Genomic DNA, 14,918 nt, shown 5'->3' with positions numbered 1-14,918 from the left:
AGCAAGAATGCTGGAACGACTTCAGGAAAGCCGGGTGCGTTGCACATTAATCGCCCGATGCTCTAGTAGCGAGTTCGCAGGCGCAAAAACTCAGCCGGGTCTCTTCGTGAGCATCTTGGTATGCATCAAGCCTGATGCATACCAAGTCATTAGACGCTGGCATCGCGCATCGGAAAAAACGCATGTCAAAATGACTATAATTTTCATATAGATCTCTGACTTTCATGCCATGAGGGGGATGAGATGGACAGATTATCCGAACTCGAAGTGTTTCGTGCGGTGGTGGAGACCGGCGGTTTCACGGCCACGGGCCGTAGAATAGGTGCGTCGCAGCCGGTAGTGAGCAAAGCGAGACGCACTCGAAGACCGCCTTGGGGTCGCTCTTTTCAATCGCAGCACTCGGAACGTTACTCTGACCGACCAGGGACAGAGATACTTCGACAGGATGAAGCCTCTGCTTGAGGAGATCGACGACACCAACCGCGAGGCCATGGGCAGCGCGGCTGAATCCCCGGGCCGGAAAACGCGCTTCAAGGCCGGTTCCGTGCCGGGTACAAACCACTGCTTCGACGTACGCCCACGATCATCGGCAATAATGGTCCCTCCCCTCTTCAACATCCTCATCAAGGCACGCCGGACAGACACCTCTATTCATGGGATCGCTCACAAACGAACTCTTGCTCCGTCCGGTGCTTTCCAAAGATAGCTGCTCCAAATCCGCTTGCTGGAGGCGACACGCGAGCGCCTCGCGGGCTGTCGGCCCAGAGCGGACTTTGGGCCAGAGATTAATTGCTTGTGATCGTTGCGCGGGATATCGGGTTTCGGCACCCTTATCAGGTTTGGTTTATGAAGTGGGCGTCCGGCGCTTTTCGAAGACAGCCTTGGCGACGGCAACCGAGGACATGGCGTTCGGCCAGCCGGCGTAGAACGCGAGATGGGTTATCGCCTCGGCGGCTTCGGTTTCAGTCGTCCCGTTCTCCATCGCCTTGTTCAGGTGGAAGCTGACCTGCGGAAAGTGAGATGTCGCGACCAGCGCCGCGACCGTCGCCAAGCTACGGTCTCTTGGCGCCAGCCCGGGACGAAGCCAGAGATCACGAAACAGGACATTCGTCGTGAAGTCCATCAGGCCCTGAAATATCGGCCCCACGGTCTGATCGACGATCGCCACACGACTGGCCTCGATCTCTTCGTCTATTGCAAGAAACTCGACGATCGCTCCGGGAAGCTGATCGACCGTAACGCCGCGTTTCGCGAATACGTCGCTTGCGACGGACGCGGCCAACGTGCCGTTGGCCCATCCCGAATAAAAGGAGAGGTGGGTGATGATCTCAGAGAGTTCCGTCGGCGTGACTCCATTCTCGAGGGCGAGCTCGAAGTGGTTGGTCATCTCGGCGGACTGGTTCCGGGCGATCAAGACGGCGACCGTCAGGATGCTGCGATCCCGCACCGACAACTGCGGCCGTTTCCATAGATCATTTCGCAGGACTTCTTGCTCGTAGCGTCCCATGGCGGGGTTTGTCGTCTTCAGGTCGTACATGGTAGTCTCCATTGTGTTGGGAAGCCGTGGACAGCTTCTATTGCCGTGCGCGTCTCCGGGAAGCCGCAAAGCCGCGGCTGAAGTCCTGGCCCGACTGCACCAGTCGGCGGACGTCGTTCAGTCTCAGGGTCTGGTATTGACGAAGGGATGCTTCGAGCGCGCCGTAACCGGAAGCCATTTCGGACAGGCAGTCTGCCAATGCCTCGGTACCAAGCATCGATGCGGCGAATCCGTTGCCTGTCATGGGCGTCGGAACATGAGCGGCGTCGCCGACAAGTGCGAGGCGACCATCCACGAGCCTGTCGGGAACGTATTCGGTGATGGGCGTGCCGATAACTGCTTTCCGTCCGATGCTGTCGATGACGGCCTTGCGCCACGGCGTAGGCCATTGTGCGGCGTCCTGCCAGAGCTCCCGAAGAGTCCGATCGGGAACGTCGCTCGCTCGCAACGAATGCCTGACCACTTTTCCGACGAGGCATCCCGTCTCACGGAAAAGGTCGTTCCGGCTGGAGTCGTACCAGGCCCAGCCGAGCTGACGCCGCCCCGCTTGGACGGAGCCGTCCGGGCCAGGAAGAGGATAGCCCAGCAGATAAGCTTCGCCACCGCCCAGAAAAGCGGTCTCCGCCGGCCAGCAGATGCCGGGACCGAGGTCGGACTCCTGAGCGACGCCTAGCCAGATGCAGTATCCGGCAAACGTGGCGTCGGGTCTTTCAGGCGCTACCGCTCGTCGCACGACGCTGCTGTGGCCGTCCGCACCCACGACGACGTCGCCGCTGAAGGTCCGGCCATCGACGGTGGCCGCCCATGCCGACGTGTCGTCCTGTTCTACGACCTCGACGGACGAGCCCGTGACGATATGAACAAGCGGATGGGATCGCGCCGCGCCAAGCAGCGCCTTGTGGACCGCGAACCATGATTGGATGCCGGGTGCGAGAGGATTGTGCATCCGGGTTCCGGTAAGCCGGGCGAGAAGCCCCTGATCCACGTGCAAGGCGGCACCCGTGCGGAAGGAATTGTCAGACCGCTCCAGCACGGTGACGGAGAAACCGATCCGCGCAAGGACGAGTGCCGCCATCAACCCGGAAAGGGAGGCGCCTACTACCACGGCGCTCTTGGTGCTCTCGGCTGTTAAGGTTTGTCGGGCCGCGCTCAAGGCCGGCTCCTTTCGGTGTCAGGATTGGAACAGGCGGATTCCGGTCAGCTCGCCGAGTGTCTCCACGAGCCGATCCTGGAAGGCGGGATCGGTGACTTCCTGGGCCGCCTTTCTGCGTTGGCGATGGTGCCAATAGAAGCCACTGACTTTCGTGTCGGGTTCGTCGCTGGCCGCGAGCCACGTCTGCGTCAGGTGCCCTTTTTCCAGGTCGTCGGGCGCGCCGGCTCCCCCCATCCTGGTGGGGACCCATCCGGGATCGACCGCGTTGCTGAAGACTTCGGGCCAGTGGCGTGCGACCGCAGCGGCGAGTGCCGCGACGTGAAGCTTGCTCTCCGAATAGGCCTGACCGGCGCTCCAGTTGCGCGTTTTCCAGTCGATGTCCTGCAGCGAACCGCTGCCGCTCTGGTGCATGCCGCTGCTGAGGTACACGAGACGCTCTGGCCGCAAGATCAGGGCGGTCAGAATATACGGGGCCAGCATGTTCACGGCGAGGATTCTGGCATGTCCCTCGGGTGTGTCGCCGCGGCTTCTCTCGAGGTAGATTGCGGCATTGTGGATCACCGCATCCATGCGGCCGATCCGGTTCACCTGCTCCGCGACGGAACGCGTTTCGGCCGCGCTGCCGAGATCGCCGATGACGATCCCTGCGGACCTGGGTTCGGTCGCGGTGAGGCTGGAGGCACGTTCCTTCGATCGCGCGTGCAGCACCACCGCGTGGCCCTCGGCCATCAGGGTGCGGGCGGCGGCGAGACCGAGGCCGGCGGTGGACCCTGTAATGAAGACGCGGCTCATGGTGATGTTCCTTTCAATGGAGAGCGATGACGGCGGGGTGCTCCAGTGAATCTAGCCCCCCGCGCCACATCCATCATCAGTCTGGGATGGCGAAGCCGTAGGTCTCGAGGTCCAGGGATTCCGGATCGGGGCCGCCGCGGACACCCGTGTCGAGCGCGTCGATTGAGGCGATCTCCTCGGCGGTTAGGGAGAAGTCGAAGACGTCGAAGTTCTCGGCGATGCGCTCCGGCTTCACGGACTTGGGTATCGCGGAAAATCCGTGGTCGAGGTGCCAGCGGAGCATGACCTGGGCCGCCGTCTTGGAATACTTCCTCCCCAGGGCCACGATCACGGGGTCAAGCAGTGGCTTTCGCTCGTTGCCTCGATAGGTGTAGGCCCCACCGATTGGCGACCAGGATTGGGTCAGGATGTCGTGCTTCCGGTTGGCCGCGCGGAGGTCCGGCTGGCTGTAGTAGGGGTGGACCTGGATTTGATTGACTGCGGGGACGACCTCCGTCTGCGACATCAGCAGCTCCAGCCTTGAGGGAGTGAGGTTCGATACGCCGATAGCACGAACGCGTCCCTCCGCCAGAAGGCGCTCTGCAGCCTTGTATGCCTCGATGGTCTTGTCGAATTCCTTCGCGAGAGGCTGGTGCAGCAGCCACAGGTCGAGGTAGTCGACGCCCAGTTTCCTGAGGCTGACGTCGAAGGCACGCAGGGCGCTGTCGAAGCCGTAGTCGGTGATCCAGATTTTTGTTTCCACGAAGATGTCTGCGCGGCCGACCTCGGCTCGCCGGAGGCCTTCGCCGACCTCGCGTTCGTTCATATAGGCGGCCGCGGTGTCGATGAGGCGGTATCCGCCGTTCAGCGCGGCGACCACGGCGTCGGTGGTCTCCTCGGGCTTGGACTGGAAGACGCCAAGGCCGAGGGCCGGCATCCGCACACCGTTGTTGAGGGTGACGAGGGAATTGGTGGATGTCATTGTCGTACCTTTCAGTGGTGCTCCTGCCGACCGATCAGTCGCTGACGCGTTTGTTCAGGGTGATCGACGGGCCGAAGGTCAGAAGTGGGCCCAGGTCCTTCATGACCTCTGCGACATGGGGATTGGCGGCGTGGGCGTCTACGGCGTCCTGGTTCGTCCAGCCGTCGAGGATGAAGAACGTGTTGGGATCGTCGATCTTCTGGTGGAGGTCGTAGTAGATGCATCCCTCCTCCATGCGTGCCGGCTCCACGAACATGAGGATCAGTTCCCGGACCCGTTCGCGGTTGACGCTCTCGCAGCGGAGTTCGCAGATGATGTGGCGCTCCTCGGATTTCTGCGCGACCATGGTCAGTTCCTGCCCGCGTAGACGCGCGTTATGCCACCGTCGACGACGAGGTCAATCCCGGTGATGTACTTGCTGGAGTCGGACGCCAGGAAAACGAGGGCGTCGGCGATGTCCTCGGCGGTACCGACGCGGCCGGCCGGGATTTCCGTCGCGACGCGGGTGGCGTAGGCCGCGATATCGTCGTCGCTGAGCTTCTGGACGTGGCTGTAGCCTTCGGTCGGCACCACACCGGGGCTGATCGTGTTGACGCGAATCCTGCGGTGCTTGAGATCGGTGGTCCAGCTCCGCGCGAGCGAACGGACCGCAGCCTTCGTCGAGGCGTAGACGGCGAAACCGGGCAGGCCCATGTCGGCCGTGATCGAGGCGTTGAGGACAACCGACGCGCCGTCGCGGAGAACCGGGAGAAGGCTCTGCACCGTGAGGACGACGCCCTTGATGTTGACGCTCAGTTCCCGGTCGATCTGTTCCTCGGTGAGTTCCTCCAGCGGTGTCGCGTGTCCGCCGCCGGCGTTGGCGAACAGGATGTCGAGCCGGCCGTGGACGAACTTGATGATATCTGCCACCCGCAGCATATCCGCCTTGTTGGCGGCGTCGGCCTGGATCGCCGTGGCCGAAGAGCCGAGTTCGCCGACGGCGCGATCCAGCTCCGCCTGACGGCGGCCGGTGATGAAGACGACGGCGCCTTCCTCGATCAGCTTCTTCGCCGCACCGAATCCAAGTCCAGTACTTGCTCCGGTAACGAGGGCGACGCGGCCCTTCAGCGATTGCATTTCCATGGCGACGTTCCTTGATGGCGTGCGGACCCGTTCTGCGTGCCGTCTTCTTGCGGCACGCAGTTTCGATGTCCTGCTTGGTTGAAGCGGGAGGCTGTTAGCGGTTGATGGTCGCCTGCTGGGCGGCGTTGTAGCGCGCGCCTACGACCTCGATCTTGGACAGGGCCTCCTTGATCCTGAAGAGGTCGTCGGCGGTCAGTTCAACCGCGGCCGATCCGGCGTTTTCCTCCAGACGATGCAGCTTCGTGGTACCTGGGATCGGTACGATCCAGGGCTTCTGCGCCAGGAGCCATGCGATGGCGACCTGGGCGCGAGTCGCCTTGCGGCCGTCGGCGATCTCTCCTACCACGTTCACCAGAGCCTGGTTGGCGGTACGGGCTTCGGCCTCGAAGCGCGGAAGCGTGTTGCGGATGTCGCCCTCGGAGAAGGACGTGCCTTCTTTGATCGCGCCCGTCAGGAAGCCTTTGCCGAGGGGAGAGAACGGCACGAAGCCGATGCCAAGCTTTTCGAGAAGCGGGATGATCGCCTCTTCGGATTCGCGGGTCCAAAGCGAATACTCACTCTGGAGGGCGGTTAGCGGCTGGACGGCGTGGGCGCGGCTGATCATTTCGACGCCGGCTTCCGACATTCCGAAGTGCTTGACCTTGCCTTCGGCGATCAGGTCCTTGACTGTTCCGGCAACATCCTCGATCGGCACGGTCGGGTCGACGCGGTGCTGGTAGAACAGGTCGATGACATCGGTTCGGAGACGCTTCAGCGACTGCTCCGCAACGAGACGAATGCGGGCCGGGCTGCTGTCGAGACCGTCCTTCGGGCTGCCGTTCTTGAAGCCGAACTTCGTGGCGACGACTACCTGGTCGCGGAACGGCTGAACGGCTTCGCCTACCATCTCTTCGTTCGCAGCGCCGTAAGCTTCTGCGGAGTCGAAGAACGTGACGCCTTTGTCATAGGCGGCGCGGATGAGAGCGACCGCGTCCGAGGTGTCCGTCGCCGGACCGTAACCGAAGGTGAGGCCCATACAGCCCAGACCGATGGCGGATACTTCCAGGCCGTTACCGAGTGCGCGCTTCTTCATGATCGTTCCTTTCGTGATCTGATGACGCGAATATAGGCCGTGGTCAGTTCCTCCGTTAGCTGCTATTGAGCGTATACCGTTATAAGCAGGACTAATATCGTGGCGCGTGACAATATCCGGGACATTGCCGCTTTTCTGATCGTGGCGCGGGAGCGGAGCTTCACCCGCGCGGCGGCAAAGATCGGGGTGTCGCAGTCGGCGCTGAGCCAAACCCTGCGGGGTCTGGAAGAGCGACTGGGTATCCGGCTGCTGACCCGGAACACGCGCGGCGTCTCCCCGACAGAGGCGGGCGAGCTGCTACTCCAGTCCGTCGGACCGCACTTCGACGGAATCAATGCCGGAATCGCGGCCCTGAGCGGCCTCAAAGAGAAGCCGTCAGGGACGGTGAGGATAACCGCCGACCAGCACGCCGCGGAGGATGTACTCTGGCCTGCCCTGGACAACTTCCTTCCGAAATTCCCTGACATCAAGGTCGAGATCGTCATCGACTATGGCCTCACGGACATCGTCGCCGAACAGTACGATGCGGGCGTCCGGATCGGAGAGGTGATCGCCAAGGACATGATCGCCGTTCCTATCGGCCCCGACATGCGCATGATCGTCGTCGGCGCCCCGAGATATCTCGAGACCCACGGCATTCCGCAGACCCCCCAGGAGCTGACTGGTCACAACTGCATCAACCTACGCCTCCCAACCTATGGGGGCCTGTACGCGTGGGAGTTCGAACACCACGGCAGGGAGCTGAACGTCCGCGTCGAGGGTCAGCTCATGTTCAACAGCCTCGGCATGATCATTACGGCGGCACTCGCCGGGCACGGTCTGGCCTATGTGCCGGAAAACCGCGTCAGAGGCCAACTCGAGGAGAACCGGTTGGCGCTGTTGCTCGATGACTATTGCCAGCCATTCTCCGGCTACCACCTGTATTACCCTAGCCGCCGGCAACCGACCCCCGCCTTCACCGCGGTCGTCAATGCGCTCCGCTATCGGGAACCGTGTTCGAGGAGCTGAAATCATGCCAACATCAAGGGACGAGAGCATCGTTATTCAGCCGTCCACTTACGAGGACATGATTGCTCTCGGTAGGTTCGGCGTCGAACTCATGTCACTCCATCACCATTGGGACAACGAGCGATTTATTGCGCCCGACAAAACGACTCCCGCCGCCTATGCCGCCTATCTTGCGAAGCAATCCGCCAGAGCAGAGGTGATCTTTCTCGTCGCGTGGCATCATGACCGTGCCGTCGGGTACTCATACGCCGAGATGAAAGGCTTCGACTACATGGCGCTCTGTGGACCCGCGGGTGTCGTCCATGACATCTTCGTCGAGCCGAGCCAGCGGAGGCTTGGTATTGGGGGAAAGCTCGTCGACGCGACGATCTCCGCGCTGGCGGCTCTCGAGGCGCAGCAGGTGGTCCTGTCGACCACTTACCGGAACGAGGCAGCGCAGAGGCTGTTCGCAAGCGCGGGATTGCGTCCGACAATGATCGAGATGACGCTCACCTTACGATCACCATGCTCGGTCCCGAAGTAGAGCTGCCACTTAAGAGTGAGCATTTGTTCGCTTGTTGTGAATTCCGATCAACCAAGAAAATTCCAGTGATCCCGGAAAGCTAAAAACACTATCAATGCAGCAAAACCGGGTCCACTCGATCAAGGTGATCGACACTTACGGAAACGGCCATATGATCGCCCAGAATGTCGAAAGCGGTTGCAAATCACCGTCTGCTCGATGAGGGACGCAAACCCTGGAGCATCCATCATGACCGTTACCGTCAAGGTCGCCGAAGCCAAAACCCATCTGTCGGAGCTGCTGGCGAAAGTCGAAGCCGGCGAAGAGGTGATCATCTCGCGCGGCAACACGCCTATTGCCAGGCTTTCGCGCATCCGCCGCGACAACGACGTCGATGCGCTGATCGCCGAGATCAAGGCCCAGCGCGCTGGCCGGCAAGTCACCACACAGGACGAAATCCGTGAATGGCGTGATGAGGGAAGGCGCTGCTGATGGCCTTCGTTCTCGATGCCTCCATCGCCGCCGCCTGGTTTCTTCCCGATGAACAACACGACGCCGCCGATCGACTGATGTCGGAGATACGGTCGACAGTGGGTCTCGTGCCGGCATTGTTTTGGTTCGAGACACGCAACCTGTTTCTGGTGGCCGAGCGACGTGGTCGGCTCAAGCAGGGCGAACCGCTGCTGCTGAGACACAGCTGCGAGGGCTGCCGCTAGAGGATGCTGGATCAGGAGGGGACGGCCTCATCCTGGAACTGGCGACCCGTTACACGCTTACCGCATACCATGCGAGTTATGTCGCGCTCGCCAGAACGCAAGGTTTACCTTTGGCAACCGGAAAATGGCGACCGCCGCCCGCGGTGAAGGGATCACCATCGTTGGGCCGCTCGAGCATGAGCACTGACCTGTCGCCTTCAGGAAACGCCGTTTTGAAGCGTGCCGAAGAACTCGATGCGCTCGACGCCATTCTGCCGTTTGCCCGGCGCGATCAGATGGCAACACTGCTGACCGATAAGGACGTCGCCACCCTCAAGCATCTCGCCAAGGAAGGCATGGGCGACAATACGCTCCGGGCGCTTGCCTCCGATCTTGGCTATCTCAAGGGCTTGGTGCGGGCTTGCCACCGGCACTCCTCTGCCCTGGCCGGCGCCGGAAAGCCTTCTTCTGAAATTCGTCGCGCATTACCTCTGGAATCCGGTCGAACGGGCCGAGGATCCAAACCACGGTATGCCGGCCGAGGTCGAGGCGGGATTGCGAGGCAAGGGTCTGCTGCGCGCCGACGGTCCACATGCCCCCGATACGGTGCGCCGGCGCCTGACCACCTGGTCCATCCTGACACGCTGGCGCGGGTTGACCGGCGCTTTCTCGGCGCCATCGCTGAAGGCTGCGTTGTGGTTGGCCGTTCGCGCTGCGCCGCGGCAACGCCACCGCAAGAGCAAAAAAGCCGTGACCGGCGATGTCCTGGCAAAACTGCTCGCCACCTGTGCCGGCGATCGGAAGTAGCGGGGCTGCGGGTCGAGGACCTAGTCGATGAAGAGCCGGTACGCGCTGATCCAGCCAACGCAAACTCCCCACCCCTCCCGTACCTAACGATCCGTCTTGGCCGCACCAAGACCACCACGGCCGATGATGACGAACATGTCGTGCTGATCGGCCGACCGGTGACCGCCTTGAAGTGGTGGCTGGCAGAAGCAAGATCGATACCGGCCTGGTGTTCCGACGCATCGATCAGTGGGGCAATATCGATCGGCGGGCGCTGACGCCACAATCAGTCAATCTGATCCTTAAGAGCCGCGTCAAACAGGCCGGGCTCGATCCGGCGGTGTTTTCGGCGCATGGGCTTCGGTCCGGCTACCTGACCGAAGCCGCCAATCGCGGTGTTCCGCTGCCCGAAGCGATGCAGAGTCGCTGCATAAGTCGGTGACGCAGGCCGCCAACTATTACAACAATGCCGACCGGAAGAACGGACGCGCGGCGCGCCTGGTTGTCTAGTCGTCAGGGTCTGCCATCGGATTCCCCGGTCTCAAGCTTGGCTTTAATGAGACCCCTCCCCTACGCTTTCTCGCGGCCTCAGTGCCCGACAGAGGGCAGCTGACGCGCTTCCCACGCTGGCCCCTTAAATGACAGGGTCTATCACCGCCTTTGATCCTTTGGAGAGCCCAGAACGATGAAGCTGCTAATTGCCGTGACCTGCGGCAGCGTGCCTAACACGTTGGTATGGAACGCCTTGTAAGTGGCGATGTCGGCAACTTCGACACGTAGCAAATATTCTATTGTGCCTGTCACGTTGTGGCACTCAACGACTTCATCGGCCTGTGACATCGCTTGCTCGAACGCCTCCTGACTCATCTTGGTGTGATCGGACAGCCCAACCGTAACATAGGCGAGGAATCCGGCCCCCATTCGCGCACGATCAATCGACGCTCGGTATCCCGTAATGACACCGGCGCGCTCCAGTTCCTGAACGCGACGCAAACATGCCGACGGAGACAAACCGACGCGCTCAGCCAAACGTACATTGGACTGGCGCGCGTCGACGCGCAGCTCGCGCAATATATGACGGTCAATTCGATCAAATGCAGGCTTTTGTTGCAATTTTTTCGACTCCATTGATAGTATTCACACCAACATTCTGTGAAATTGCTCTTAACATTGCGCATATGACCGATCCAGTAATTCTCGCCCCATTCCTCGTTTTCGCCTTTCTCATGACAGTTACGCCGGGACCCAACAACGCAATGGCGTTGGCTTCCGGCGTTCGTGTCGGCCTAGCTGGATCATTTCCACTCGTAGGCGGCATTGCTGCCGGCGTCGCATTGCAAATGTTGGCGATTGGCTTCGGCCTAGGCACACTATTCGAGGCCTATCCGATCACGCACGAAATTTTGCGGATCGGCGGCTCGCTTTATCTCATCTGGCTTGCATGGAAGATTGCTCGCAGCGGCCCCATTGTTGAAGGCGCGGAGAGCTCGCCCATCGGCTTCTTGGGCGCCGCCGCTTTTCAGTGGATCAATCCAAAGGCGTGGGCAATCACTGTGAGCGCTGCTGCGACTTATATTCCCAGCAACGACTATTTGCTGAACATCTCAATCGCCGCTGCTTTGCTGGCTCTTGTGGCCATCCCTAGTGTTGCTGTCTGGGCGGCTGCCGGCCGCCTGCTCCGCAATGTACTTACCCGACCGACCTATGCGCGTATCTTCAATTTCTCGGTCGCACTTCTTCTCATCGCATCGACTGTTCCGATTCTATTGGGCAATTTGTAGAAGGCAGCTAGTCACTGCGACCTTCAAATGATGCGAGAGGAACCCGATAATCGGGCCGCCAACTTGAAGCCGCTGCTCTCCCTCTTCCTGGTATCAACGCCCGTCGGGCGCGACGACGTCATGCTCAACCCTCTCGAAAGAGCAAGTTCCGCCGCATTTCGGCCAGGGAAAAGGCCGATGATGCGCCTTCCGCAACCAAGATGAGCCGTTTTATCTATCCTTGATAAGAAAACACGCTGAGCGGGTTTTTATTCTTGCCATAAAACACTTTTGCACAGGTTCACTTTCTCACGCATTTCCTATCTGTACAAAACACCTCGAAATGGGTCGCTGAAAAGCCAGATGGCAAAGAGACAGACAGTTAACGCCCCCTAACCTCCGAAGCGGCTCATTGGCTATCCGCCACTAAAGGCCCGGGGCACCAGGCGGCTGATCGCGGCACTGTAGATAGCAAATTGGCCTTATGATTCCCGGGACTTGTCGCGTTCCATTTTCTGCTTCTCGTCAACCAGAGACCGCCATCGCTTCGCCAAGTCGCGACGACGGCCGGGATAGCGCTCCTCGATCAACTCGACGCGCTCGATCCTATCGACGCGGAAGGTTCGGAAATCCTCTCGCAGCTCGCACCATCCAGCAACGAAGCGCTTGGTCTCGATAAATCCGAGCATGATCGGCCAGATGATGCGCTGGGTCTGCGCGCCCGTTGGATCGCGATAGGCGACATGGAGTTTGAGCTGCTCTCGCATGGCCTGGCGCAGCAGGCCAAGATCGGCTGCCTCTGACTGTGGCCTCGCACGGCCGACGTGGAACGCGTTGTCGGTCAACAGGGGGCGCAGCTCGGAAGGAAGCACCGAACCGATCTTGCCAATTGCGTTCTGAGCAGCGAGCGCCAGGCCGTCGTCGGTCTGACGGCTGACCCATTGCGCGCCCAAAGTCAGCGCGTGCAATTCCTCCTGGGTGAACATGAGCGGCGGCAGCAGAAAGCCGGGCTTCAGGATGTAACCGAAACCCGGCTCGCCTTCGATGTCCGCGCCCATCGCCTGCAAGGTAGCGATGTCACGATAGATGGTCCGCAGCGAAACGCCGGCTTCGCGCGCAAGATCGGTGCCGGGCACGGGACCATTGCGCCGACGCAAGACTTGCAGAAGATCGAATAGCCGGTTGCTCTTGGACATTGTGCCAATCTAACAACCAATGCCATATTTTGGCAGTGGCCTGCTCACTCCATCGCCACCACGACCTTGCCATTGAGCTTGCGTCCCTGTTCGAGGGCGATCACCTGCGGGATTGCATCACGAAGCGGCACGGTTGCGGCGATCGGAAGCCGCAGTTGCCCTTCGCCAGCCGCCTTGGCGAGGCCGTCGAGGATGTCCGCCCGCGCCGTGCAAACGATCGGCTTGAGCCGCCGGTTGAACAGCGCGCGGATGAATTTTACGGGCGTAGGGTTGATGTCGAGAAACACCCCGCCGTTGCGAAGCAAGCCGAGGCCAGTCGCGACCGTCATCGTTCCTGCAGTATCGTAGACCGCATCGAACCGTTCCTCGAGCCTTGACAGGTCGGTCGTCCGATAGTCAACGACCGGATGCACGCCCATCTGCTCGGCGCGGCGCATCTGCTGCGCACTGGCCGCGCCGGAAACGTTGGCCCCGAACATGCGCGCGATCTGGACAGCGGACTCTCCAACCGCGCCCGTGCAGCCGTTGATGAACACATGGTCGCCGGCCTTGACCTGCGCCTTGTCTACCAGGCCGTTCCAGGCGGTGATCCCCGGCGTGCCGAGGCAGGCGGCCTCCTCGAAGGACGCGTCCGCTGGCTTCTTGGCGATGAAGGTTTCCGGTGCGATCACGGCCTCGCCAAGGGCGCCGCCATCCTTGATCTGCACCGATCCGAAGACGGCATCTCCAGCCTTGAACCGGGTCACGCCTGGTCCGATGGAAATGACCGTACCCGAGAAGTCACTGCCGAGCGCGCGCGGGAAGGTCTTGCCCGTCACCATTTTCAAATGACCGTTTCGGACCTTCCAGTCGATCGGATTGATCGCTGCGAAGGCGACCTTGATGGCGACCTCCCTCTTGCCCGGCGTCTGCAGCTCGAAGTCCTCGAGTTGCATCGTCTCCGGACCACCGTAGCGATGATACTGGATGCGTTTCATAACAATCCGTTCCTCTTGAGCGTCGTGGCGACGACGTCGATGAGCGGCGTGCTCGGCCGCCCCAACAGACACGGCAAATCAGTGCTCTCCGTGTAGCAATCACCCCGCGTGGCCGAGAAACCAGCGTCGGCGATGATCTCCGCCATAAACTGAGGGATTCCGCCGGCGACAAGCACCTGCGTATAAGCCTCGACCGGCATGTCCTGATAGACGAGCGGTTTGCCGGTGAGCTGCGACACAGCCGCGGCGAGGTCGGCTTTCGTCCAAGCCGTCCCGCCCAGCTCGTAAACCTTCCCGGCCTGATCGGTGCTCGTCAGCACGACAGCAGCCGCTTCCGCCAGGTCCTCGCGACTCGCACCGGAAATCTTCCCGGTTCCGGCCGAGCCGATAAGCGTGCCGGAAATGAGAGCATAATCCATGCCGCCGAGGTCGCCCGCATAGACCTCGATATAGGCCCCGTTGCGCAACATCACGTAAGGCACGCCGGACTTGCGGATGAAGGCCTCAGTTTGCTTATGCGCTTCGCCCAGCCGGATCGTGCTGGTGTCGGTGTTGACGAAGCTCGCATAGGCGATGAGGCCAACGCCTGCATCGATCGCCGCCTCGATTGCTCGAACCATCTGAGGGTAGCGCTGGCCGAAGTCGGCGGACGGGACCAGTAGAACCTTGTCGGAGTCGGCGAATGCGCTCGCTAGAGTTTCGGGGCGATCGTAGTCCGCCTCGCGGACCTGAACGCCCGTGGCCGCCAGATTGGCAGCCTTCTCGGGGCTGCGCACGGCCGCAACAATCTCGTTGGTTGGGATCCCGCGACGCAACAGAGCTTCGACGACGAGCCGCCTGTAGCGGCCCGTCGCAGCAGTAATGGTAATCATGGGGGATGCTTTCTTTCAGAGGCGGCGTTCAGCGCGGCCAGATAGTTGTCACTGAGCGCCGAACACACTCTTGTCGAACACCGCCTTGAGGGCGGTGATCGTTCCGTTCTCGACCGTGAAATGCTTCGAGGAGAGGACGCTGGGGACAGGCTGCGTATGCGTGTAGTACATCAGCAGCGCCGTCTTCTCGTCGCCGAACGCCGCAACCAGCGTCGCGCCCTTGAGGATGTGCGCGAAGTCCGACTCCCCCTTGTGCAGCGCCTCGCCACCTTCGGTGCCCCCGAACGGTGTCTCGTTGACCACGTTGTCCGCGACGACTTTCATGGCCGTCGCGTGGTCGCGATTCCTCCAGGCATCGTAGTAAGTCATGGCGACCTGAAGGGCGGGGCTGGTGGGGGTGTCGCTCATCGTTCTTCTCCTTGGTGAGTGGGATGAGACATCCTATAGCACAGGGCAGTGACAGAATTTGTCAGCATGATGGGGAG

At 61.2% G+C, this 14,918-nt stretch carries 18 protein-coding genes and 2 pseudogenes; 8 read left to right on the top strand and 12 right to left on the bottom strand.

What is annotated here, in order from left to right:
• Positions 1–243 precede the first annotated feature (243 nt).
• Positions 244–462, top strand: coding sequence for a LysR family transcriptional regulator (locus ADU59_RS31520; protein WP_274534669.1), 219 nt, complete (start codon positions 244–246; stop codon positions 460–462).
• Positions 389–706: pseudogene (locus ADU59_RS31515) on the top strand (hypothetical protein); the annotation flags it as partial. The gene ADU59_RS31520 and the pseudogene ADU59_RS31515, both read left to right, overlap by 74 nt.
• A gap of 138 nt (positions 707–844) precedes the next feature.
• Here ADU59_RS31515 and ADU59_RS28880 read toward each other — a convergent pair.
• The 7 genes from ADU59_RS28880 to ADU59_RS28850 form a co-directional block, all read right to left on the bottom strand.
• Positions 845–1,537: a carboxymuconolactone decarboxylase family protein gene (locus ADU59_RS28880; protein ID WP_244506542.1), complete on the bottom strand. Its 693-nt coding sequence runs from the start codon at positions 1,535–1,537 to the stop codon at positions 845–847.
• A gap of 37 nt (positions 1,538–1,574) precedes the next feature.
• Positions 1,575–2,690 (bottom strand): FAD-dependent monooxygenase, encoded by a 1,116-nt coding sequence (locus tag ADU59_RS28875; RefSeq protein WP_068959220.1) that lies wholly within the window; start codon positions 2,688–2,690, stop codon positions 1,575–1,577.
• 18 nt (positions 2,691–2,708) lie between these two features.
• A complete protein-coding gene (locus ADU59_RS28870; protein WP_068959218.1) occupies positions 2,709–3,482 on the bottom strand; it encodes an SDR family NAD(P)-dependent oxidoreductase in 774 nt (257 codons plus the stop codon).
• Positions 3,483–3,558: 76 nt separating this feature from the next.
• Positions 3,559–4,443, bottom strand: a complete 885-nt coding sequence (locus ADU59_RS28865; protein WP_068959216.1) for an aldo/keto reductase — start codon at positions 4,441–4,443, stop codon at positions 3,559–3,561.
• A gap of 34 nt (positions 4,444–4,477) precedes the next feature.
• Positions 4,478–4,789, bottom strand: a complete 312-nt coding sequence (locus tag ADU59_RS28860; RefSeq protein ID WP_068959208.1) for a putative quinol monooxygenase — start codon at positions 4,787–4,789, stop codon at positions 4,478–4,480.
• A 2-nt stretch (positions 4,790–4,791) separates the two neighbouring features.
• On the bottom strand, positions 4,792–5,565 hold the full coding sequence (locus tag ADU59_RS28855; RefSeq protein ID WP_083198476.1) for an SDR family oxidoreductase: 774 nt from the start codon (positions 5,563–5,565) through the stop codon (positions 4,792–4,794).
• A gap of 94 nt (positions 5,566–5,659) precedes the next feature.
• A complete protein-coding gene (locus tag ADU59_RS28850) occupies positions 5,660–6,637 on the bottom strand; it encodes an aldo/keto reductase (RefSeq protein ID WP_068959206.1) in 978 nt (325 codons plus the stop codon).
• A gap of 99 nt (positions 6,638–6,736) precedes the next feature.
• Between ADU59_RS28850 and ADU59_RS28845 the strand changes: the two genes are divergently transcribed.
• The 5 genes and pseudogenes from ADU59_RS28845 to ADU59_RS30990 all read left to right on the top strand — a co-directional run bounded on the left by ADU59_RS28845 (position 6,737) and on the right by ADU59_RS30990 (position 10,138).
• The gene (locus ADU59_RS28845) at positions 6,737–7,645 is read left to right on the top strand and encodes a LysR family transcriptional regulator (RefSeq protein WP_068959204.1); all 909 of its coding nucleotides are present in this window, start codon (positions 6,737–6,739) and stop codon (positions 7,643–7,645) included.
• Positions 7,646–7,649: 4 nt separating this feature from the next.
• Positions 7,650–8,168, top strand: a complete 519-nt coding sequence (locus tag ADU59_RS28840; RefSeq protein ID WP_068959202.1) for a GNAT family N-acetyltransferase — start codon at positions 7,650–7,652, stop codon at positions 8,166–8,168.
• Between the two features lie 228 nt (positions 8,169–8,396).
• A complete protein-coding gene (locus tag ADU59_RS28835) occupies positions 8,397–8,639 on the top strand; it encodes a type II toxin-antitoxin system Phd/YefM family antitoxin (protein WP_068959200.1) in 243 nt (80 codons plus the stop codon).
• Entirely contained in the window at positions 8,639–8,863 is a 225-nt protein-coding gene (locus ADU59_RS31410; RefSeq protein WP_338012955.1) for a type II toxin-antitoxin system VapC family toxin, read from the top strand. The genes ADU59_RS28835 and ADU59_RS31410 overlap by 1 nt, the downstream gene beginning before the upstream one ends.
• Before the next feature lie 176 nt (positions 8,864–9,039).
• Positions 9,040–10,138: pseudogene (locus ADU59_RS30990) on the top strand (tyrosine-type recombinase/integrase).
• A gap of 141 nt (positions 10,139–10,279) precedes the next feature.
• Here ADU59_RS30990 and ADU59_RS28820 read toward each other — a convergent pair.
• Positions 10,280–10,756 (bottom strand): Lrp/AsnC family transcriptional regulator, encoded by a 477-nt coding sequence (locus ADU59_RS28820; protein WP_068959197.1) that lies wholly within the window; start codon positions 10,754–10,756, stop codon positions 10,280–10,282.
• 50 nt (positions 10,757–10,806) lie between these two features.
• Here ADU59_RS28820 and ADU59_RS28815 point away from each other — a divergent pair, with 50 nt between their 5' ends.
• Positions 10,807–11,409 (top strand): LysE family translocator, encoded by a 603-nt coding sequence (locus ADU59_RS28815; RefSeq protein ID WP_068959195.1) that lies wholly within the window; start codon positions 10,807–10,809, stop codon positions 11,407–11,409.
• 461 nt (positions 11,410–11,870) lie between these two features.
• On the opposite strand, the gene ADU59_RS28810 is transcribed toward ADU59_RS28815, so the two are convergent.
• From ADU59_RS28810 to ADU59_RS28795, 4 genes are read right to left on the bottom strand one after another with little or no spacing between them, the layout of a single operon-like run.
• Entirely contained in the window at positions 11,871–12,584 is a 714-nt protein-coding gene (locus ADU59_RS28810) for a helix-turn-helix transcriptional regulator (RefSeq protein WP_068959193.1), read from the bottom strand.
• 44 nt (positions 12,585–12,628) lie between these two features.
• Positions 12,629–13,561, bottom strand: a complete 933-nt coding sequence (locus ADU59_RS28805) for an NAD(P)-dependent alcohol dehydrogenase (protein WP_068959192.1) — start codon at positions 13,559–13,561, stop codon at positions 12,629–12,631.
• Entirely contained in the window at positions 13,558–14,433 is an 876-nt protein-coding gene (locus ADU59_RS28800; protein WP_068959190.1) for an SDR family oxidoreductase, read from the bottom strand. The genes ADU59_RS28805 and ADU59_RS28800 overlap by 4 nt, the downstream gene beginning before the upstream one ends.
• Before the next feature lie 48 nt (positions 14,434–14,481).
• Positions 14,482–14,841 carry a nuclear transport factor 2 family protein gene (locus ADU59_RS28795; protein ID WP_068959188.1) on the bottom strand — a complete coding sequence of 120 codons (360 nt, stop codon included), beginning with the start codon at positions 14,839–14,841 and terminating at the stop codon, positions 14,482–14,484.
• Positions 14,842–14,918: the final 77 nt, after the last annotated feature.

The sequence above is a fragment of the Pararhizobium polonicum genome (assembly GCF_001687365.1).
Classification (GTDB): Bacteria; Pseudomonadota; Alphaproteobacteria; order Rhizobiales; family Rhizobiaceae; genus Pararhizobium; species Pararhizobium polonicum.
Note: the sequence above shows the minus strand (reverse complement) of the source record. Positions and strands in the feature narration are given on the sequence as shown.